Source organism: Saccharolobus shibatae B12, assembly GCF_019175345.1.
In the GTDB taxonomy this organism is placed as follows: domain Archaea; phylum Thermoproteota; class Thermoprotei_A; order Sulfolobales; family Sulfolobaceae; genus Saccharolobus; species Saccharolobus shibatae.
On the sequence record NZ_CP077717.1, the window covers coordinates 421,306 to 442,988 of the forward strand.

Annotated in this window: 15 protein-coding genes and 3 pseudogenes; 9 read left to right on the plus strand and 9 right to left on the minus strand. The window is 38.0% G+C overall.

Annotated elements, in window-relative coordinates; translation table 11 throughout:
• The first annotated feature begins 171 nt into the window (after window positions 1-171).
• Together J5U23_RS02550 and J5U23_RS02555 are read left to right on the plus strand one after the other, a co-directional pair.
• On the plus strand, window positions 172-432 hold the full coding sequence (locus J5U23_RS02550) for a hypothetical protein (RefSeq protein WP_218259318.1): 261 nt from the start codon (window positions 172-174) through the stop codon (window positions 430-432).
• The gene (locus J5U23_RS02555) at window positions 420-830 is read left to right on the plus strand and encodes a type II toxin-antitoxin system VapC family toxin (protein ID WP_218259319.1); all 411 of its coding nucleotides are present in this window, start codon (window positions 420-422) and stop codon (window positions 828-830) included. The genes J5U23_RS02550 and J5U23_RS02555 overlap by 13 nt, the downstream gene beginning before the upstream one ends.
• 220 nt (window positions 831-1,050) lie before the next feature.
• On the opposite strand, the gene J5U23_RS02560 is transcribed toward J5U23_RS02555, so the two are convergent.
• Window positions 1,051-3,150, minus strand: a complete 2,100-nt coding sequence (locus tag J5U23_RS02560; protein WP_276321741.1) for an ABC transporter substrate-binding protein — start codon at window positions 3,148-3,150, stop codon at window positions 1,051-1,053.
• 256 nt (window positions 3,151-3,406) lie between these two features.
• On the opposite strand from J5U23_RS02560, the gene J5U23_RS02565 reads away from it, so the two are divergent.
• Entirely contained in the window at window positions 3,407-4,216 is an 810-nt protein-coding gene (locus J5U23_RS02565; RefSeq protein WP_218266851.1) for a sugar phosphate isomerase/epimerase family protein, read from the plus strand.
• Between the two features lie 21 nt (window positions 4,217-4,237).
• Here J5U23_RS02565 and J5U23_RS02570 read toward each other — a convergent pair whose 3' ends face one another.
• On the minus strand, window positions 4,238-4,915 hold the full coding sequence (locus J5U23_RS02570; RefSeq protein WP_218266852.1) for an alpha/beta hydrolase family protein: 678 nt from the start codon (window positions 4,913-4,915) through the stop codon (window positions 4,238-4,240).
• A gap of 331 nt (window positions 4,916-5,246) precedes the next feature.
• On the opposite strand from J5U23_RS02570, the pseudogene J5U23_RS02575 reads away from it, so the two are divergent.
• Window positions 5,247-6,823 (plus strand): annotated as a pseudogene (locus J5U23_RS02575) (ABC transporter substrate-binding protein); the annotation flags it as partial.
• Between the two features lie 18 nt (window positions 6,824-6,841).
• Here J5U23_RS02575 and J5U23_RS02580 read toward each other — a convergent pair.
• Window positions 6,842-7,826 (minus strand): annotated as a pseudogene (locus J5U23_RS02580) (IS630 family transposase).
• Window positions 7,827-7,871: 45 nt separating this feature from the next.
• Between J5U23_RS02580 and J5U23_RS02585 the strand changes: the two are divergent.
• Window positions 7,872-8,456, plus strand: a pseudogene (locus J5U23_RS02585) (ABC transporter substrate-binding protein); the annotation flags it as partial.
• A 56-nt stretch (window positions 8,457-8,512) separates the two neighbouring features.
• On the opposite strand, the gene J5U23_RS02590 reads toward J5U23_RS02585, so the two are convergent.
• Together J5U23_RS02590 and J5U23_RS02595 are read right to left on the minus strand one after the other, a co-directional pair.
• Window positions 8,513-9,250 carry an alpha/beta hydrolase gene (locus J5U23_RS02590; RefSeq protein ID WP_218266853.1) on the minus strand — a complete coding sequence of 246 codons (738 nt, stop codon included), beginning with the start codon at window positions 9,248-9,250 and terminating at the stop codon, window positions 8,513-8,515.
• Between the two features lie 48 nt (window positions 9,251-9,298).
• Entirely contained in the window at window positions 9,299-10,501 is a 1,203-nt protein-coding gene (locus tag J5U23_RS02595) for an enolase C-terminal domain-like protein (protein ID WP_218266854.1), read from the minus strand.
• 292 nt (window positions 10,502-10,793) lie between these two features.
• Between J5U23_RS02595 and J5U23_RS02600 the strand changes: the two genes are divergently transcribed.
• Window positions 10,794-13,445: an alpha-L-rhamnosidase gene (locus J5U23_RS02600; protein ID WP_218259326.1), complete on the plus strand. Its 2,652-nt coding sequence runs from the start codon at window positions 10,794-10,796 to the stop codon at window positions 13,443-13,445.
• Window positions 13,446-13,515: 70 nt separating this feature from the next.
• Here the strand turns inward: J5U23_RS02600 and J5U23_RS15635 are convergent, their stop codons facing one another.
• Window positions 13,516-14,217 (minus strand): hypothetical protein, encoded by a 702-nt coding sequence (locus J5U23_RS15635; protein ID WP_244988807.1) that lies wholly within the window; start codon window positions 14,215-14,217, stop codon window positions 13,516-13,518.
• 236 nt (window positions 14,218-14,453) lie between these two features.
• On the opposite strand from J5U23_RS15635, the gene J5U23_RS02620 reads away from it, so the two are divergent.
• Entirely contained in the window at window positions 14,454-15,512 is a 1,059-nt protein-coding gene (locus tag J5U23_RS02620) for an ISH3 family transposase (protein ID WP_218266855.1), read from the plus strand.
• Between the two features lie 8 nt (window positions 15,513-15,520).
• Here the strand turns inward: J5U23_RS02620 and J5U23_RS15640 are convergent, their stop codons facing one another.
• Window positions 15,521-15,751 carry a hypothetical protein gene (locus J5U23_RS15640; RefSeq protein ID WP_244988850.1) on the minus strand — a complete coding sequence of 77 codons (231 nt, stop codon included), beginning with the start codon at window positions 15,749-15,751 and terminating at the stop codon, window positions 15,521-15,523.
• 94 nt (window positions 15,752-15,845) lie between these two features.
• Entirely contained in the window at window positions 15,846-16,088 is a 243-nt protein-coding gene (locus tag J5U23_RS02625; RefSeq protein WP_218260321.1) for a hypothetical protein, read from the minus strand.
• Window positions 16,089-16,194: 106 nt separating this feature from the next.
• On the opposite strand from J5U23_RS02625, the gene J5U23_RS02630 reads away from it, so the two are divergent.
• Both J5U23_RS02630 and J5U23_RS02635 read left to right on the plus strand, forming a co-directional pair.
• Window positions 16,195-18,387, plus strand: coding sequence for a glycoside hydrolase family 31 protein (locus J5U23_RS02630; protein WP_218266856.1), 2,193 nt, complete (start codon window positions 16,195-16,197; stop codon window positions 18,385-18,387).
• Window positions 18,388-18,419: 32 nt separating this feature from the next.
• On the plus strand, window positions 18,420-20,198 hold the full coding sequence (locus J5U23_RS02635; protein ID WP_218266857.1) for a hypothetical protein: 1,779 nt from the start codon (window positions 18,420-18,422) through the stop codon (window positions 20,196-20,198).
• On the opposite strand, the gene bgaS is transcribed toward J5U23_RS02635, so the two are convergent.
• Window positions 20,195-21,664, minus strand: a complete 1,470-nt coding sequence (bgaS, locus tag J5U23_RS02640; protein ID WP_218259329.1) for a beta-galactosidase BgaS — start codon at window positions 21,662-21,664, stop codon at window positions 20,195-20,197. The genes J5U23_RS02635 and bgaS overlap by 4 nt on opposite strands.
• Between the last annotated feature and the right edge of the window lie 19 nt (window positions 21,665-21,683).

Consider the following 21,683-nt stretch of genomic DNA (forward strand, 5'->3'; position numbering starts at 1 on the left):
GCTCCCAGAATAGCCCTATAGCCCTAACTCCCATGTTGGACAACGTGGATTATAGTCATATCAGAAACAAGGGAAAATGTGTCTTGTGAAAGTCATCTAATACAAGTAATAATGTAAATACATTTATTACGTAAGCGTAAATCTTATAATATACGAATTCTACTTTTATATATGCCAGTGATTAGCATAAGAATTGACGACAGGTTAAAGAAGAAAATGGATGAATTAAGTTATATAAATTGGAGTGAAGTAATAAGGAGAAAGATAGAGGAAGTAATTGAAGAGGAAGAGAGGAAAAGGAAAAAAGAAAGAAAGGACTATAGGAGAATCTCCTTAGCCTCGGTGAGATCTTATGAATTCTTCTTAAATTACGGCGGTAAGAATTCCGAAGAAGTTATAAGGGAATGGCGTGAAAAAAATTGGCAGTCGTAGATGCATCAGTCGTAATAAAGTGGTTCGCTAATGAAAATTATAGCAGAGAATCACTAATTCTTAAGGAAGCATATGTAAAAGGCTTAGAGGATTTATCTGCACCTTGTATTCTTCCCTTTGAAGTTTTGAACGGATTAAAGTATACTTATAATCTAGGAGAGAAGGAGTTAGAAGAAGTAGGTAAAATTTTAACAGATTTTCAAATAACACTTTACGGATTCGAGGATATGTTAAGCGAGATTATTCCCCTATCTTCTAAGTATGGCATAACGATATATGATGCTGCATATATAGCATTGGGTAAGGTTTTAGGGGACAAAGTATATACTGCTGATGAAAAACTACTTAGAAAAGTAAAAGAATTGCATTTTATAATTCACATAAAAGACTTTAAATAACAAATATAATTTCATATCTACTGCAATGCTGCTATTCAATTAAGCTATTAAAAAATAATTAATTCTAAGTCTACGTTTTAACTCAAATGAAAACTACTATAGATGTCAACCAGTAGCCATACCCTATTGACAACACCTCGCCACATTCGACGCAGCTCTAATAATATAAAAAATTATGAGAAAATCTCAAAAAAATTTTTCATCTTTTTATTTATCTACTTTATCTTCTTCTTAGCGCAAGAACCACTCCAATTATCACTAATATGATCACTATAACTGCTATTATCATATATAATGTGCTATTTGAAGATGAAGTAACAGTAGAAGTAACCGTGGTAGTTGTAGTAGATATACTAGTAGTAGTTGAAACGCTAGTTGTAGTGGTAGTGCTTGTGGTAGTGGATGTGGTTGTTGTAGTTGTTGTTGATGTACTTATGGTAGTGCTAGTTGTTGTAGTACTCGTTGAAGTTGTTTGGTACACGAATGGGTCATTGGAAGTATACCAACTTGAAGGAACTTGCGAAGTATAATACCACCAAGGCTCTGGAACAGACTGATTAACCAAATGCAAAGCCAAAATAACGGGTAAAGTGGTGGTTCCAGTACTAACCCATGGTGGAGCTAGCCAATAATAGTTTTGTGCAGTAGGCCAGCCAACCACGGTAGTATTAACATATTCATACCACAGTGCATTATACACAACTCCTGCTGCTGGCATATATTTTAACCAAAAGAGTGCTAAATCATTTATAAGCTGATTCTCAACTTGTGGATTGGAAATATTGTTCCAAGCATAGAACACCATCTGGTTTACTGGTGGTGAGTTTGGTGTTAGTCTTAATGATAGATTGAGTCTCTCCATGTTATAATACGTGCTATTACCTATTGGCGTGACATTACCAGGAGAATTCCAATAGTTATATAAATATCCTTCAAAGTAGAATATTGGAGCAGGGCCTTGGATTAAGTTCCATATCATTCCCATCCAGTAATTCCCTGTTTGCATGTAGTTGTACCATGTGGAGAATGGTGGTGTTTGTACTTCTACGGTTATTCCTATTTGTTTTAAGTCTTGAGCAATTAGGGCTAAATCTGCATCCCAATCAGTCCAACCTGCTGGAGCCATAATGGTCATGGTTGGAACTGGAGTACCATTAGGAGCAATCAACTGCCCATTAACAAGTTTATACCCATGAGATTCTAGCAATTGTAACGCTGCAGTAACATTACCTTGGGGTGGAGCCATAGACTCAGCCATCTGCAAAACACTAGAATTCAAAACATTCAACATTTGCTCTGGAAGTGGAAGAGGTGTTAAGGTTGCTGGCTCATATCCATATTCAGCTAAATAATACAACGATGTTCTGTTTATAGCCATGTATATTGCTTGTCTCAAAACTGGATCAGTCAGTGGCCATCTCATGTTATTAAATAGAATCATTTGTGGATAACCTGGTGCAAAATAGTAATAACGATGGGCTGGATCCTTAGCTACGAAATTCTGTTGTATACCGGGTTCGAATGCCCCAGCCCATGTTATCTGACCATTATTCAACGCTGCGTTCTCTTGAACATTACCAGCATATGCTGGGAATAGTAGGTATTTTATTCTCGGTTCTCCCGGCATCCAATAGTGTGGGTTTGCTACTAATACTACTTGTTGTGGACTAAAACTATACAGCATGTATGGACCAGTACCTATGGGATTTGGATTGGTATAAGTGAATGGATTACCAGTCTTGTTTAAGGCTACATATGTACCATTTGGCAATTGTTGTACTGGGAATAATTTACCCCACTGTGCAGGATCAACAATCCATTGCTCCAAAACAGTATATATTATAAAATGTGTAACCCATGGATAAAATATTAGTTCTATTTCATATGGGTTTATTATTGTCATGTTTGCTATGTCGTTTGCAGTATAGCCGAGTTGTGGGTACGCTTGTTCTAGGGCGAACGTGTACCATACTGCTGTTGCATTGAATGGTGTACCATCTGTGAAGTATACATCATGCCTCAACCACAAGACTATTCCAAATGTCGGTACTGGTTTACCATTGACATATGCAGTAGCATTTGTAAATGTCCAATTAGTAGCCAACCATGGAATGGTTTCGCCATTTAAATAATTTACTAGTGCTAAAGGTTCGTAAATATACCATAAGCCAGTACCCGCTTGGCCATTTGGATCATTCCACGGGTTAAAATTATCTTGCCATGGCCCATTGGCAGCAACAATTGTCATACTTCCTTCTGGTTGAACTGATGTTGACTGCGCTAATATTGGCATAACAAAAACACCTATGCTCATCAACATTAAAATAGAAAATATGGTTGGAATTATCTTTCTTAACACTTCTTGCTTACCTCATTCATATTTAGCCGCTTGATTATTTAATATTTATAGGTAACAAGTTAAAAAATGTACGTTTATACTGTATTATGTACCTAAGCTTTGATCCTTATTTTGATAAATTTAGGTACGTTAGGCTTATCTAAAGTATATATATGAGTTTATTTAGCCAGATTTTCTATTGTCAAAAAATTTAAGCTCAGAAAAAGTCTTATACTACATGAATTGGAATGTAGGAATCATATCAGACGAGATCTCTCTCGATTTCGAGCACGCAGTAAAAGTGATAAAAGAGCTAGGTGCAAGTCACGTTGAAGTGAGAAATTTATGGAATAAGAATATAACACAAGTATCAGACTCCGAATTTTCAGAAATGAGGAACATTGTTGAAAAATACGGGTTAACTATTTCGAATTTAGATTCCTTTACCTTTAAAATATACATTAATGACGAGAAGGGTTATAAAGAGCACTTACAAATCTTGAGGAAGGTAATAGAGTTAAGTAAGAAATTGGACATAAACTATACTAGAATATTCACCTTTTGGTACGAGGGGGAATTAAAATATTATATTGATAAGCTAGCTGAAAGGTTTAACAGTGCCATTGATATAGCTGAAAGTGAAGGGGTAACATTAGTGATAGAGAATGAGTACAGCTGTCTCGTGGGAACTAGTAAAGAACTTAGAACGTTTTTAGACAAAATAAAGTCAAAATGGATTAAGGTATTGTGGGATCCTGGTAACGCATTTTTCGCTAGGGAAACACCATATCCAGACGCATACGAATTAATAAAAGATGACATCATGCACTTGCACATCAAAGACGCTATGGTTAAAGATGGGCACTTCATTTGGATGCCTGTGGGAAAAGGGATGATAGACTATAAGGGTCAATTTAGAGCATTAAAGGGTAAGCCATATGTAATATCTTTAGAAACTCATTATAGAAATGCCGCAAATGACCCGGAGGCAAGTACTAAGGAGTCCTTCAATGGCTTAATTAAAATATTAAGGGAGGTAACAAGTTGATACCATTGTTAAAAGAAAGTCTTATTTTAATCTCTTAATTAACCACTCAGTTACTTCTTTATACAATCTCTGTCTAACTTCATAATCGTAAAATATATGTCCACCCTTGTCAAATAGTAATATTTGTTTATCAGTAAACTTTACTTGGTTGTAAAACTCCATTGAAAATCTGAAATCTAATACCTCATCATCTTTCGAATGGGCAATGAGTATTGGGACGTTAATTTCATCAGCTATATGCATTAGGTTAACTTTCATTTCACCAATAATTTTGTCCCTTAACCTAAATGGACCAAAAGGTGAATATCTATATCGATCTTGGTTTAGTATCCAATTACTACGCGGCCCCTCAGCGGATAACACTGGTGCAACTAACACTAAAGCCTTTATGGCGTTACGGAATTTCTTAAACGTCAACAAAGCCATTTCTCCTCCTAAACTAAATCCCAAGAAACCAATCTTACTAAATCCCATCTTAATTGCGTAATTGACAACGTATTCTGAGTCCTCTAAAGCGTTTTTAATTGAGAATGCTTCATCGAAAAGTCCGCAACTATCCCCATGCCCTCTATAATCGAATCTTATAGTAGTAATCCCCGCATTACATAAATTAATTGCTAGATCAGAGAAGAGTCTTCCAGCCTCTATGTGATTTCCCGTAAATCCATGAAACATGATTAATAAAGTACTTTCATTCATGGAGGGTGGTTTATTCATTATGTAGAAAATCCATTCATTATTCTGAAGATCAATAGTACCAGAAATAGGCTTGCAAGTGATCTTAATTCACCCATATTTTTCTCGATAATGCAGTATAAAAGGGTTCATAAAATCTTCGAACTTAAGGTTTTCCAGATATCAGCAAGAGTACCCGATCTTAGTTACTTTAGGTTCACTAAAGGAATCTGTGAAAGGCCTTTTATAAGGTTATTACCCGTTAGATGTCTAGAATCTATAATTTAAATTATAATCTAACTAGTAACTTGTAAAAATTAAATATGCATAAAGCATTAAAATATCTGAGGATATAATGGAGTTCTTAAGAAAATTAATATCAATAATTGTAGCTGTTTTAATGATCATAAGTTTAGGGATAACATTTAACGTTGCAACATCACAGCCAACATCTGTACAACCCGAAGGGAGTTTAGTTGTAGTAGCAAATACTGTAGGCACATGGCAAGACAACTTCAACCCATGGAACTCTCCTACTGGAGGATACGCAGGCATGTGGTTTATATATGAACCCCTGGCGTTAATAGACTATGGTACAGCGCAGATTATTCCATGGCTAGCCACTAATTGGACATTTACTACTGGTTATATTTACTTGCCAAATGGTAGTAAGGTTCAAACGTTGGCGTTAATCTTGTGGTTGAGGCATGATGTATACTTCACAGATGGTACACCATTCAATGCAACAGCAGTATGGTACACGTTCGCCCTAGAACAAGCGTACCCACAACTCGGCTATACTGCAAACGACATAGCAAACATGACAATAATAAACCCTTACCAATTGGAAATAGTGTTTAACCAAAGAGCTACTCCAGTTATTTTATATACAATCCTTGGGCATTTTATTGTCGATCCTGCACAGTGGGGTAAATTATTCCCAGTACAACAATTGCCAAATGGTACATATGTAGCCTTAAACAAGACTGGTAATCCATATATATGGCAAGTTACGAATCCCATAGGTACTGGTCCATACATGCTGTATAGTTTTAGTCCACAACAAGTAGTATTAGTAGCAAACCCACACTATTGGATGCCGGGAGAACCGAGAATAAAATACCTACTATTCCCAGCATATGCAAGCAGTACGCAAGCTACTACTGATCTTGCATTGGAAAAATACAGTGGGCAGGATTATCCATTCAAGATATTCAATCTGTCTTTGTAGCAAAAAATCCACAATACAATCACTACTTTTTCCAACACGTTACATCACCTGGCGTTTTATATCTCAATGATATGAGATGGCCTTTATCTGATCCAGTTTTGAGGCAAGCTATTAGCCTGGCAATTAATAGAACTGCTATAACTTACCTAGTATACTATAACTATACCACCCCAGCTATAGATTTACCAGTTTCGGTAGGTCAGCTCGGATTCTTTAACTCAACTGTAACACAGCTTGCTCAGCAATTAGCTCCACCTCAAGGTAATGTTACTGCAGCGTTGCAATTGCTAGAATCTCATGGGTATAAACTTGTCAATGGGCAGTTGATTGCTCCTAATGGTACTCCAGTTCCAACTATGACTATTGAAGCACCTGCAGGTTCGACAACGTGGGATGCTGAAGTAAACATAATTGCTCAACAACTTAAACAGATAGGATTAAACGTTCAAGTGATAACTCCTCCATTTTCCACTGCGTTAAATGATTTACAGACTGGGAATTTCTGGATAGAAAGAATATATCTGCTATCAACTGGTCCTACACCAATAATGTTTTTCCAAGCCTTTCTCTATAATCCAGTGAATACACCAGGTAATATAACTCCTATAGGTAATAGTACAACATACAATGTAGGAAGGCTAAACTTATCTTTACGTTTATCTCCCAATTCTCCGCCGATAATAAAACTTTACCAATACGCTAGTATTTCCGGAAAGTTCTTAGACCTCAATTTTATCTAACCCTAAGTATGTTATTGCATTAAGATCAAATCTATACTTATTTTCTTCAAAGAACTGTTTAATACAATTTTTAACGTCTTTTATCGTATAAAATATTTTATTGCTCATGTAGTTCTTGAGGGACTTGAAGACCGCCTCAGCCATATTAAGCTCAGGCGAGTAGGGAGGAGTAAACACGGGATGAATACCCTTCCTACGACAAACCTCAAGCGTACCCTTAGTCTTGTGAGGAGAGTAATTATCCATGACCATGTAAACCCTACCACTACCCACACGCCTCCTAAAGTACCTCAAGAAATACTTAACAGATTCAGAGTTAGGCCTTTTAGCAAGAGAAACTATTACTTCACCGGTCCAAGCGTTTATAGCGAGAATAACATAGATTGAGGAAAAACCTATATTGACGCGCATTACGGGCTTACTGCCGATCTTAGCTAGAACCTTCTTAATTGACGTGCTAATTACTGCCCTACACTCGTCTAGAAAGAATAAGGCCTTTCCTTCCAATTTCTTTATTTTTTTTAAAGTCTTCCCACTTGTCCTTTTCTGCCTGGATGTTGGTAGGTCTGGGTTTTACTAGGTTGTATCCTAGTTCGTGGACTAGTTCGTATAGTCTGGATTTCTTGTACTCTATTCCTTGTTCTTGTAGTGCTATCTTTAATGTTCTCATTGTCCAGTACTCTTCTTGTATTCCGTATTTTTGGGGCTTATCTTCAAGTATTTGTTTTATCTTTTCTTCTTCTACTTTTCTGGGTCTTCCCGATCTGGGCTTGTCCCTTAGTCCATCAAGACCTTCCTTCTTGTACTTACCAATCCACAATTTTATCGTGGAATAGCCCTTGTTAAGCATTTTCGAAACTTCTTTCTCCGATTTACCATCAACTACGTGCAGCTTCACTGCAAGAATCCTCTCCTTAATTCTCGCGTTCTTCTCTTCCTTATAAGCTTGAACCAAATCTTGCATAGTTCAATCTGGTAATGCTAATCTATAAACTTTTCGGAAACACTAGCGATGGGTAATTTTAGTAATGTAACTGAATATGAGAAGCTCTTAAATGAGATTGGAATGTTCTGGCTAAAATATATGCCGGCAATTGTCCTAATAAATGGATGGGTTAATTATGAGTATATTAATAGTACAATTACAGGTTGGGTAACTCCGCAAAATAACTATTGGATTGGAGCACCATGGTATAATCCACCGCTACCCGTTATTTTGGCTTTGCATTTGGTTAATCAGTCTGTTCCAGAGCCTTGGTGGTATTATGAAAGTCAGTTTAATATTACAGTTCCTTCCAGTTGGTTGACTTCAAATGATCCATTCGTGTATCCTACAAGTACTAGTACAACTAGTACTACTACGTCGACAAGTACTAGCACATCTACTAGTACTGTAACTACTACGACTAGTACTGTTACTACTACGAGTGTTTCGACTACTACTAGTGTTTCAACGTCTGTGAGTACTACGACTAGTACTGTAACTAGTACTGTTACCAGTTCATCATCCAATACTACACTATATGTCATAATAGCAGTAGTAGTCATAATCATAGTAATAATAGGAGTAGTACTAGAACTAAGAAGAAGATAAAAATAACAATTACAAATAAATTTTCTTTTTTAAAGAAAATTTATTTATATTTAGTTTTAGAAATTAATCATAGATAAAAAGTTATTCGCTTCTTCAATTACTTTACTCTTTACCTCATTTGGCTCGAAGAAGTGATCTCCCTTCTCTAATAGAACAAGTTTCTTTTTCTCTACTCTTATTCTTTCAAGGAACCTAATGGACTGCGTGTAAGGAACAACACTATCGTCTTTGCAATGAATTATCAAGATTGGAGAAGAAATTTTCTCTGCTAAGTTCATCACGTTTGCCCTTGCTACACTCTTGTACCCATCTTCTTTAAGCTTTAAGTTTCCGTATCTCCCCACAAGGTAGTAATTATCGACCTTTTTAGGTGGATTTCTAAAGACTTCCGTAAAGTCTATTGCGGGAGCGAGGAGTATTAACGCATTTATTCCACTGAATTTAGCAGCTGCGTAAATCGCCACGTGACCTCCCATACTTACGCCTGCTAGTCCAATTTGTTTAGGATTATACTCTTTTTCAACAAAACTGATTATATTTTCAGCGTCTTCGTAAGCGTGATCTATTCTAAAATTTTCGAAAGGAAATTTACTTTTATCATGTCCTCTAAATTCTACTCTAATTACGTTTATTCCCTTTTCGCATAATGAGTTTGCTAATTCATTGTAAGGAGGCTGGAATCTGCTTCCAGTAAATCCGTGAAATAGAATAAAGAACTTATCACTTTTTTCTGGAATGTTGAAGGTTACATTTAGTTCATCTACTACGTCGTCATATTGCCTACAACTAACCATTAACTTGATATTACTTGACTTCGCTATAAAATGTTATCGAGTAACTAGTTAAACGTGACATTTACAGTTTCTAAACTTCAATTTAGGTATTGTTACTATATCTTTTTGCCCTTGGTAAGGATAATCTCCGGTTTCCCGATAGAAGTTCTCGTATTTTTCTACTTTGGATTCGGCGATTTCAACTCCCAACCCAGGCTCTGTTGGTACCTTTACTCTCCCATTCTCTATATTAAATGGCCTCTTTATTATATCATCTTCTAAATATATGTAATGCGTGTCTATTGCGTAGCCTAGGTTTTGAGTCACTGCTGCTGAGTGAAGCATTGCCGCTAAAGCTATTCCAGTTTCACTTGGACTATGCATTCCTAATTCTAAACCTAAACTCCAAAGCGTGGCTGAAAGCTCAAGATAGCCATATATCCCATACCACCAATGTGGGTCTCCTAATATTACATCTACGGCATTTCTGAGGAAAACGTTAGGTACATCCTCAAATCTCGTCGCTACTGTATTAGTAGCTACAGTATACCCAGTGGCTTGTTTGAACGCTCTTAATCCCTCCATTGTCCAGACCGGGTCCTCAAAGTACTCAATCCTTATCCCGTTTAAACTCTTAGCTACGTTTATTGCTTGGGATAGATTCCACCCACCATTGGGATCAATTCTAAATACAGCCTGTGGGAATTTCTCTGCCAATGCCTTAACAACATCTATCTCGTGCTCCGGTTTGAAAACTCCTGCCTTTAATTTTATTGACGTAAACCCGTATCTTCTAACTATCATTTCGGCATTTGTTACTAGATCTTCCACTGTTTCTGTATCCTCTGTTGGGAAAATGTAAGCTGAAACCTCTATGCTATCCTTTAGCAGACCTCCCAAGAGATTTGATATCGATACTCCTAGAGCTTTCCCTTTTATATCGAGAAGTGCAGTCTCTATGGGAAACCAAATTTGGGGTAATAGTTGATTATAATAGGTTGCAGTTATTGGAGAAGCAACTTTCCACTTTAACTTCCTTATATTGAACGCGTCCTCACCTATTAATTGATCTTTCAACTTTTCAATGAGTGGAGCTAATGAGAATCCACCACCTCCAGTTTCACCATATCCAGTGACTCCCTCATCGGTAATTATTTCCACTAAAGTGAATACATTTCTTCCAGGGTGTTCACCAGCAACCCTTAGCAATTTTCCCCTTATTGGGACAGCTATACTCCTGACCTTAATGTCTTTAATTCTGATTTTAATCACCTCTGATTTTCCTTCTTTTTCGTTAGAGTATTAAAACATATCCTATAACTAGTATCTCTATTGTGATGAAAAATAGTTTTAATATGCCCGATATAGAGAACTGATTATTACAAAGAGATTGCGTAACCCCTAAGGATTTCAACAAGTATTAAGGATATAGTGAACCTATGCATTAGCTTCTAATTAAACGTTTATTGCGTTAAACTTGTAATATCCATCCATTTGAAGCTAAGCTATGAATACGTACGAGCTAGGAATAATACTTAAATTTAATATTACGAATAGCTACTAGATGTCAAAAGTAATAGACCTTAGAGTTGAGTTCACAATAAATCCCCTTGGTCTAGACGAACCAAAACCTAGATTTTCTTGGATCTTCATGCCAACAAACAGAGGTAATTCACAAAAGGCATATAGAATTGTAGTAGGAAGTTTAAATAACATCACTAAAGATAGCGGTGACATTTGGGATTCTGGAATTGTCGAATCTGACGATAATATCGTGGAATATAAAGGACTTCCACTAAAGAGCTACAATAGATACTACTGGAAAGTCAAGGTATGGGACAAGGAAGGTAAGGAATATTCAAGTGATATAGCGTGGTTTGAGACTGGAGTGATTGAGCCAAAGGATTGGACATGGGTAGGAGGAGGGCAATTACTGAGAAAAGAGTTCGTCATTGACAAAGAGGTGGAAGAGGCTAGGGTATATATAAGTGGGTTGGGATACTACGAGTTGAGGATTAACGGAAATAGAGTAGGGGATAAAGCGTTAGACCCACCATGGAGTGAGTACACTAAGACAGTGTATTATAGCGTTTATGACGTTACTAAGTTAATTAGGAAAGGAGTTAACGCCATGGGTGTAATATTGGGAAGGGGAAGGTTCGGTCAACGATTTAGAAGTGTAAAGTATTACGGTGAACCCAGAGCCACGGTCATGTTAAGGGTTAATCTTATTGATGGAAGTGTAGTGGAAATTGATACTGATGAAAACTGGAAGTGCCTTCAGAGTGGACCAATAATAGGTGATGATATATATCTTGGTTATAGGTACGATGCCAGACTTGAACCAAAGGGATGGGACTCACCGGGCTTCAATGATTCTTCTTGGATGTCTTGCTCTAAACTTCCTCCTATAGGTAAACTTAGATCATCGGCAACAATACCAGCAACGAAAGTAATGGCTATTTTGAAACCTAGAGAACACTTAAATCCCGCTACCGGTATTCACGTCTTTGACTTCGGTCAGAACATTACGGGATGGGTGAGGGTTAAGGTTAAAGGAGGTATTGAGGGTAATGAAATAAGAGTTAGGTATGCAGAACTTTTGAACTCTGATGGTACGCTAAACACCCTTGACCTTAGAGGTGCTGAGTCAACAGATGTATTTATTTTAAGGGGTGGGGAGATTGAGATTTTGGAGCCTAGGTTTACATTTCACGGTTTTAGATATGTGGAGATTACTGGATACCCGGGTACTCCGTCAATGGATGATGTTGAGGCAGAAGTCATTCACGCAGATCTAGAATCCATAGGTTCCTTTGCCTCTTCAAACAATCTGCTCAATAGCATTCATAGAATAACACTTTGGAGTCTTAAGGGGAACTTGGTGAATGGAGTTGAAACTGATTGTCCACAGAGGGATGAGAGAATGGGTTGGCTTGGAGATGCGTGGTTATCCTCAGATTCAGCAATACTTAACTTCAATATGATTAGGTACTACGAGAAGTTCATAAAGGATATCATTGACTCCCAAAAAGAAGATGGGTCGATATCAGATGTTGCACCTCCATACTGGGAAATCTACCCGGCTGATCCAGCCTGGGGTACTGCACTCATATACATACCTTGGATACTTTACGTATATTATAACGATAGGAGGATTCTGGAAGACAGCTATGACGTCATGAAGAAGTGGTGGAATTACTTAAATTCGATGACTAGGGACGGAATCTTATATTTCAATAAGTATGGTGACTGGGTTCCTCCTGGAAGAGTTAGGTCAGTTGAACATTGTCCACCGGAGATTATCTCAACTTGGATACATTATAGAGATACAAAACTTCTCTCGAGGGTAGCTAAGATACTTAAGAAAGATACTGAGGCTAAGTCGTTTGAGGAGAAAGCAAAGCAGATTCTTGATGCTTTTAACAGGAATTTCTTGAGCGAGGTTTCTATGGGTCGCTATTCTACTATGGGTTATTACTCTACATACACTTCACCAGATGGATCAAAGGTGAAATTCGGTGGGTCTCAGGTGTGTAACGCATTACCTCTAGTTGAGGATATGGTTCCCAAAGAGGCCTTAGTACAAGTTGTGAAATCCCTTGTTAAGAGTGTTGAGGTAGATTGGGATAAGCATCTAAACGTAGGAATAATTGGGGCTAAATACGTTCCAGAGGCATTGGCAAGGTATGGATATGTTGATCTTGCATATGACACTTTAACACAGGAAAGTTATCCCAGTTACGGTTATATGATCAAAGAAGGAGCTACGACACTTTGGGAGAGGTGGGAAAAACTTACTGGAAGTGGTATGAATTCTCATAATCATCATATGTTTGGAAGTGTGGATAATTGGCTTTACAAGTATGTTGCCGGCTTAGATGTTTTAGAACCAGGATTTAAGAAGGTTTTGATAAAGCCCTGGCTTTACAAGAGGCTTAGTCATGCTTCAGCATCTGTGAGAAGTATTAGAGGATTAGTTTCCGTTGAATGGGAGCTTAGGAGTAACGTATTCAGACTTAAAGCTACGATACCCTCATTTGCTGAAATTCACTTACCTAAAATTAGTGAGAAAGTTGAAGTGCTAGAGAGCGGATCTATTATCAGTGAGAAAACTCCCGGAATACTCTCCATTAAGGAAGAGTCTGATTGGATAATAGTTGATGCTAGCTCTGGAAACTACGATTTCGAAGTGAGAGGTGTTAAAGGCAGATAGTCCTTTTTGTCTTGTTAAAAATTTTAATTCTTGTCATTTAAAAGATAAAATATTTTTATAGATTTACTTATCAAAATGATATCTTAGCTTTTGCGATATTTACATCCTTACAGTCTCTTATGATTAGTCTTATTATTGTTCCCTTAACGCTTATTGGAACAACGTTAAGTTTATTTCCCCTAAGCTTAACTTCGTCTATTAAACTTGAACGATCTTTTGTCAAGTAATATAATTCTAAAGTTGCGTCTTCCTCTGGTTCTATTAATAGGTAAGTCTTCTTGGGTACCGGTATCGGGTGTACTTCCATTGATGATGATTTCTCATCCCAAGTATAGCTTAAATTAATGTCAATAACTCCGTTTTTAGAACCACTTTCCACTCTTAATCCCCATGGATGTACTCCATCCCAAATCCACTCCTTATCCACATTTCCTCCATCTATATCTAGTAGTACTGGTAAGTTAATCGATGGTTGAGGTGAATAAGCTATGGCATAAGGTTTTGAAGAACTAATAATATCTACCTCATCCGTGAATACGGCAAATGCAACTGGCATGTCATCCACGTACCATACAGCTCCACTTTCATATAATTTTATACTGAATGCGCAAGGTTTTTCCTCTACGCATTTATTTAGATCAACGAAATCAAGGGGAATCTCAACCATTTTTCCAAATCTACCAACGTTGGCTTTTAGGATACCCTTTATGACGGAGAAATGGCATACTCCTCCAGCGAACAGATCATCTGCCTCAAATCCAAACCATAGCATTGGTGAATCCTTATCGAAAATCCATCTGGCAATTTGGCTATAAGTTGATAGAGGCCATAACTGACTTTCTCACCGCCCTGGAAGCGGTAGACCCAAAATCATTTTACAAAAATAATTCCGGTAAGGTACTATTAATTTTATAGAAAATAAATGGAATTTATAACTATATTAAGAGTTCAACAAATTGAAGAAAAGCTTAAGGTGAGGAAGACGGTATTATCACGAGGTGAACCAAGGTGATAACACCTTGTCTTCCCCACCAAAATAACATTCAACAAATAGGATATAAATTACTTTCCATGTTAGACTTCCAAGGGAAAAAGGCAGAGAACGTAGAAAAAACGCTAGTCTCCGCGTGTTTATGGAACGACTCCATAGAAAACAAGTCAAGCGCATACAACGTATCACCACAAACCGTGAGGAATTACGCGGAGGAGCAAGGTGTAGAAGTAGTTGAGAAACTCTTGGAACAAGTGAGGAAAATATCCTTGGAGACGCTAAAGGGAGAGAAGGAAATAGACATTTCAATAGACTGGACCACCAAAACTTGGTACGGGAAACCGGTGGAAGGACTCGGAAGCTCGGAAAAGGGAAACTCGTGGAACTACGCAACAGCAACGACTAAACATGATGGGAAAGTACTCCTACTGGCTTTCGTCACACATGTGAACGGGATGACCAAGGATGATATCGTGAAGATCCTCGTGGAGCAAGTTGTTGCAATGGGATTCAAGATAAGGTTAATAGTTCTTGATGCGGGTTTCTACACAGTTGATGTGCTCAACTTCATTTCGCAGTTCAATTATATAATTGGTGTCCCCGTTGGGGACGTGAAGGTCTATGAGGAGTTTGATGGGGAGTACATGACAAATAGTAAGAGGCATAAGAAGGACGAGCAGGTTAAGTTCAGGCTGATCGTGTATCGCAGGGAGAAAATCAAGAGGAAAAAGGAGAAGGTTGTTTACTTCGCTAGGGCGACTAATCTTGACCTACCGAAGAAGGAGGTGTTGAAGTTGTATAATAAGGTAAGGAGTCCCATAGAGACCTCTTACAGGAACATCAAGGCTTTCCTTCCCTTCACTAGTTCCGCTAAGTTCGTCTTCCGCATGTTGATCTTCGTATTGGCCATGGCCTTTTACTCCTTGTACACCGTATTTAAGAGTGTGGTGGGAAGGGAAGAGTTCAGATCACTACTTGTCCTCTTGTTCCCTGAAGATTTACTAAATTTGGAAAATTCTCTATTTAATTTGTTAAAAACACTTATTAATACTATAGATTTATTTTTAAGGAGGTGATTTTGGGTCTACCGGAAGGGACGAGGGTTCCCATCCAGAGGGTTCATCGTTCCCACCATTGATTCGGGTTTACATCTCTCATTTGGTGGGCAGTCGAGTGGATCAGAGATCCACTCCCATTTGGAAATTGGGGGTCCATCATTCACGTTGTCTGGATCCCGTGAAATAGAAAATGGAGATGATAGTTGCTCCTCCCTCAGTCTCATTAAACCCTCGATCGAGCTGGAGAGGAGGATCATCAACGCCGCTAAGAAAAATTCCACCAAAGAGGTATTTAAACTTTATAAGGGGGCTATCCATCCCCGCCTCGGAGAGGCGAGGCTTTACGCCCCCTTAACCCCCATTTTTTGTAAACGTTTCTTTTGATCTCAGTGATACTGTTACTAAGCTCTTTAGTTTGCCATATTTAGCATTCTTGAATTTTAGATATTCATACTCATCCCAACTAAATTCCCAGTACTCATTGGGGTTGCATCCCTCAAAGCGTTCTCCATCAGTAGTTTTCACTCTTCTCCAACAATAAAAAACGTCATTCAATTTACGTCCTTTAAGTAAGGGTGAAAATCTTAGGACCATACTATCAAATCTCCTTAAGTATTATAATAACATATCCTTCTTTCATAATAGAAGGGGAAAGTAAATAACACAAAGCTTATATAATAGATAATAAAGACGCTCTATAATGAGAATAGGGAATTTAAATGTGGAAATAGAATTTATCGCAGATAATATTGTTAGAGTTTTGTACTATTATGGAAGGGAAGTCATAGTAGATAATAGTCTAGTTGTATTACCGAACCTAGAGAAGCTAGGCATTAAAGGGGGAAGTACGAGTCCTTCAATAATCTCTTTTGCCAGTAAATCTCTCAGTGTGAATATAAAAACTTCTAACGGAGAGTTAATAATAAAGGACAACAAGGGGGGAATTGTTGTTAAGGAGAAGAGGAGGGATTTGAAATTTAACGAGGAGTTATCAACTTACAACGTTGATCAAGTGTTTGAATTGAGTGAGGGTGAGAGATTATATGGCTTGGGACAACATGCAGGTGGAAATGGTTTAGGTCAATCCTCAGCCTACAAGTTAGACTATAATGGTCTTTCCGTAACGTTGTCTCAGAGAAATACTGATATCGGTATTCCATTCATAATTTCTAGTAAAGGTTATGGAATATTGTGGGATAACTATTCCCTAGGATCAATAAGTCTTAAGGGGAACGAATTGAGGGTTTGGTTTGAAGCTGGTAAAAAGATAGACTATTACGTAATTTTCGGTGACTCCATAGACGATGTAATAAAGGGTTATAGGAAGTTGACTGGAGATGCCCCTCTCTTACCTAAATGGGCCTATGGGTATTGGCAGAGTAAGGAAAGGTATAAGTCACAAGATGAGTTAGTAAGCGTAGTTAAGGAGTTTAGAGAAATGAAGATACCCTTAGATGTAATAGTGCTAGATTGGAGGTATTGGGGAAAATATGGATGGAACGCTTTCAAATTTGATGAGATAGATTTCCCAAGACCTAAAGGTATGGTCGAGGAAATTCATAAAATGGGAGCTAAGTTGGCAATATCAATATGGCCCACTTTTGGGAAGGAGACTGAAGTGTTTAAGGATATGGAGAGTAAAGGGTGTATAATTCCAGGGACTACAGCATTTAATCCCTTTAAGGAGGAATGTAGAGAGCTTTTCTGGAGTTACGTAAAGAGGTTTTACGATATAGGAATAGATGCCTATTGGTTAGATGCCTCAGAGCCCGAAACTGGACTAGGCTTAGTCTTCTTCTCCCCAATTCACGATGTGGATTTAGGGATTGGAAAAGGGTATGAATATTTGAACGCTTACCCGTTAATGGAAACTAAGGCTGTTTATGAGGGGCAAAGGAGAATTAGTGATAAAAGAGTTGCAATATTGACTAGATCTGCTTTTGCTGGTCAACAGAGGCATTCAGCAATAAGTTGGTCTGGTGATGTATTAGGGGATTGGGCTACATTGAGGTCTCAGATCCCCGCTGGTCTTAACTTTTCAATTTCTGGCATACCCTACTGGACTACTGATACTGGTGGCTTCTTCTCTGGAAATCCGGAAACTAAGGCCTATGCAGAGATTTTCGTTAGGTGGTTCCAGTGGAGTACTTTTTGCCCTATACTTAGAGTTCATGGTACGAACTTCCCTAAGGAGCCGTGGAGATTTCCAAAGGAATATCAAGACGTTATCCTTAAGTATATAAGGCTTAGATACGAATTACTTCCTTACATTTACTCATTGGCATGGATGACGTATAGCAATAGCTACACAATTATGAGACCACTAGTTATGGATTTTCGTAACGACAAAAACGTTTACGATCTTGATGAACAATACATGTTTGGTCCTTATATAATGGTATCTCCAGTAACATTACCGAGCATTAAAGAAAAAGAGGTTTACTTACCCTCTGATGAGTATTGGTATGACTTCTGGACTGGTGAGAAGTTGGAAGGAGGGAGAACAACAAACGTTAAAGTTTCATTAGGTACAATACCCTTATTTGTGAGAAGTGGCGCTGTTCTACCATTATTGGGAAAAGATGTGAGTAATGCAATGGAGGACTGGGATGTGCTTCACTTGAGGATATATCCCGGCAAGGATGGCTACTTCGAAATATATGATGACGATGGTGTTACATATGATTACGAAAGGGGAAAGTACTTTATCATACCTATTAGATGGGATGATAATAAGCAAGAGCTCACCATAGGGAAGAAAAGAGGAGACCTAGAGATGAGGAAGAGAATCATGATAACCTGGGTTGAAAAAGGTAAGGGTATTGAGTACTCGAAGCCAGACGTGGAGGTAGAATATGATGGTAAGGAAAGTATTACGGTTAAAAGACATTAGTATTTTTATTTTATTATTCTTTTGTCTTAACAATGAAGGAATTCAAGTTAGCCGTTTACGTTACAGCCCCTACTCTAAAGAGTCTAAATGAAGAAAAGATCAATTATCTTATTGAAAAGCTTAAAGAACTGGGAGTATCTAAGGTTTATTTGGAGAATTATAGGGATGGGCTAACGCTGGATGCGAATACAATGGTTAAGTTCAAAGAGGTTTTTGGGAAACAGTTTGAAGTTGCTGGAGGGATGGCTATTGGTACGTGGGGTGAAGGTTGGGGTGAAATGGAGAATTTCGGTTTTAAAGTTGCTTGTTTAGCTGATGAGAGAAATAGGGAATTGGTTAGAAGAGTTGTTGAAGAGCAGGCAAGTGTTTTTGACGAGATAATAATTGACGATTTTTGGGCTAATTGGTGCCACTCTGAGATTGACGTTAAACTATTTAACTCGATGTATGGGCTAAACTTCACTAGAGATACGCTAGTTAAAATGTTGAGAGATCCAGTCGTATCACGTTTATGGTGTGAGTATTCTTCCTCTCTAATCTATAACGTTTCAAGGGATTACGTTGTAGAACCGGCTAAGAGAGTAAACGGCAAAATTAAGATAACTCTAAAGGTCGCTGAGTGGAGAGAAGACTTCTATCATAGAGGTCTTAAGTTAGATAAGTTGGCTGAAATCTTTGATAACATTTATGTAGGTACTGAGGCTAGGGAATTCACAGCTAGGTATGGCTCACTTTACATAGTGGACTACGTAAGGGGTATAGTTGGTGATAAGTTAAAGGGAGTTTGGTTTGACACCTTCATAGGAGGAGAAGGCGGGGATTACGGTAGTCTTAAAACGTATTTACAGCAATTCATTTTGAGTGCATTTGGCCTTACTGAAGAGTTAACTTTGTTTGAGGCTGGGGATATTTTAGACCCTGAGAGGTGGCACTTATTTGAGAGTATTAAGGAAAATAAGGAAAAGGTACAGAAGTGGAGAGTAGACATTAAGGAATACGGCAATATGGGTTTGAAGAGAATACCAGTGCAACATTTTGTACCTCAAAGGGTGGATAAATATGTAGAAGATCACTTGGGAATAATAGGAATTCCATTAGAAGTTTCTAACGTTGTAGATTCAAACGATATAGTCCTCATGACTGAGTCAGATATTTACCATTTTGACATTGTCGACTTGCTAAATAGAGGAGTTAACTTACTGTTCACGGCCAGTGCAGCTAAAAAACTCATCGAAGTTCTGGGAGATACTGCACTGAAGATCCTTGGCGTGAATAACGTAATCTTCGATAGTGTTAATGCAAATGCGTTAACTAAGGATGGAAAGACTTTTTATTGGGCATACTATAAGAGGCAAGGAAACTTTCCAATTGGGCCTATATTTTCCTTAAACGGCGCTACACCAATTCTTTACGCCTATGACGGTACGGAACTTTATCCAGTAGTATTCCAGAATACCTATTCCAACGCTAAAGTTTACGTTATATCCCTTACTTCCTATTTACCATTTCTGATTTCAGAGTTTTACCCTAGTATTGCGAGACAAATAATTAGGGATATCGTTGGAGAGCATATCAGTATAAAGGCTATTTCCACTTCTCCCTTCTTGTTCTCATTAATAGTCAAAAGAGATGGAGTTGTGACAGTGTTAAATCTAAATGACTTCCCAATTAGATTAACGTTAAGTGTTGATTCTAAAAAGTACAAAATAAAGGGTGTTGAAGACATGAAATTATTGCAATCTAATGAAAATGAGGTTAGGGTGAGGTTAAAAGAAAACTCTTTTGGTGTGTTGAGACTTGAAAATGTCTAGTGTCTTAATGGTCTTATAGGTGGTACAGTATTTAAGTGCTCTATCTCGTCAGTTATTCCACCATTTGTAGCGATTTCCCTATATACAAGGGCTGAAGGTCTCCAGTACAGTCTTTTAGTACCGTAATCCACCTTTAACAAGCCAAACCTCATGGAGAAACCTGAAGCCCATTCGTAATTATCGGCTAAGGACCAGTGCAAATATCCTCTAACATCAGCACCACTATTTATTGCCCTATGAACTTGATAAACGTGAGAGACCAGATAATAAGGTCTTTGATAATCTGCATCATCAGCAATACCATTTTCTGTAACGTACATGTATAGATGATACCTATTCCAGTATTTAGTTAAAACGTCATATAACCCCTCTGGGAAGAACTCCCACCCAAAGTCACTTGTTGGTAAGCCTGCTAAGCTTACTGAATTCCTCTCACATCCATGACCATAACCACCTAGACTAGTGTATCCCTTCTCAGTCTTCTTAACTACAGTCCTAGTGTAGTAATTAACACCAATCCAGTCTAACCTACCCCTTAAATCATCCCTCACAACCTTCTCACTCCCTCTCATAATCTCACCCCTTATTATGGCATCAAAGAACGCCCATCTGTTATCGTATTCGGCCATTTCAACAGCCTCCACATCTTTCTCCGTCAACGGTTGGAATGAAGAATTTGCGTAAATTATACCTATTGGCTTCTTAGAAACGCTCTTTATTCCATCATATGCTCTAGCATGAGCTTGAATAATGTTGTACATAGCCTTTCTGGAAAGTTCAAAGCTTAGATATCCTGGAGGGAAACCAGACTTAACACCAACATATCCTAAACCTCCAACTACATTAGGTTCGTTCATTGTCGAGTACTCGTCTACTAGGTCGTCAAATTTCCACGCTATGTAGGCTGAGAATCTGGCGAATTCGTAAACTGTTCTAGTGCTTAGCCAACCCGTTGGTCCGCTTAAATCTCCTCTTCTTACTCTAATTGGGTCGTGTAGCCACAAGGGCAAGGGCCAATGGTACATGTTTAGTATGAAATAAATTCCCCTACTTTTCAAGTCCTTGAATATTTCCCTATAGTGGTTTAATGCATCTTTATTTGCGTGTTCGTCGAGTCTTCTTAGTTCGTTTTGGTTTATTTCAACCTCTGTAACATCTTGTTTTGAATCGTCAAAGTTTTGTGGTTTTGGTAGTTGGTTTGGAAATATTCTGGACCATTCAACATTTAGTCTAGCTATTTTTAATCCCATTTTTTGTGCATTGTCGTGGAATGTCTTGTAGTTTCCCCAGTATCCTGGTCCGTTTTCTGGAAGATCTCCGCTTACTAATCCTGCTGATATATTTTCTGGATCGTGCACCCATTTATACCAGTCCGTATTTGGATCTTCTGATCCTGGTGTACCCATTTCGGATTGAAATCCAGCTTGCGACCAACCGAACCTAAAGTTTTTTGGAAATGAATACATGACTTTACTTACGTTCAGT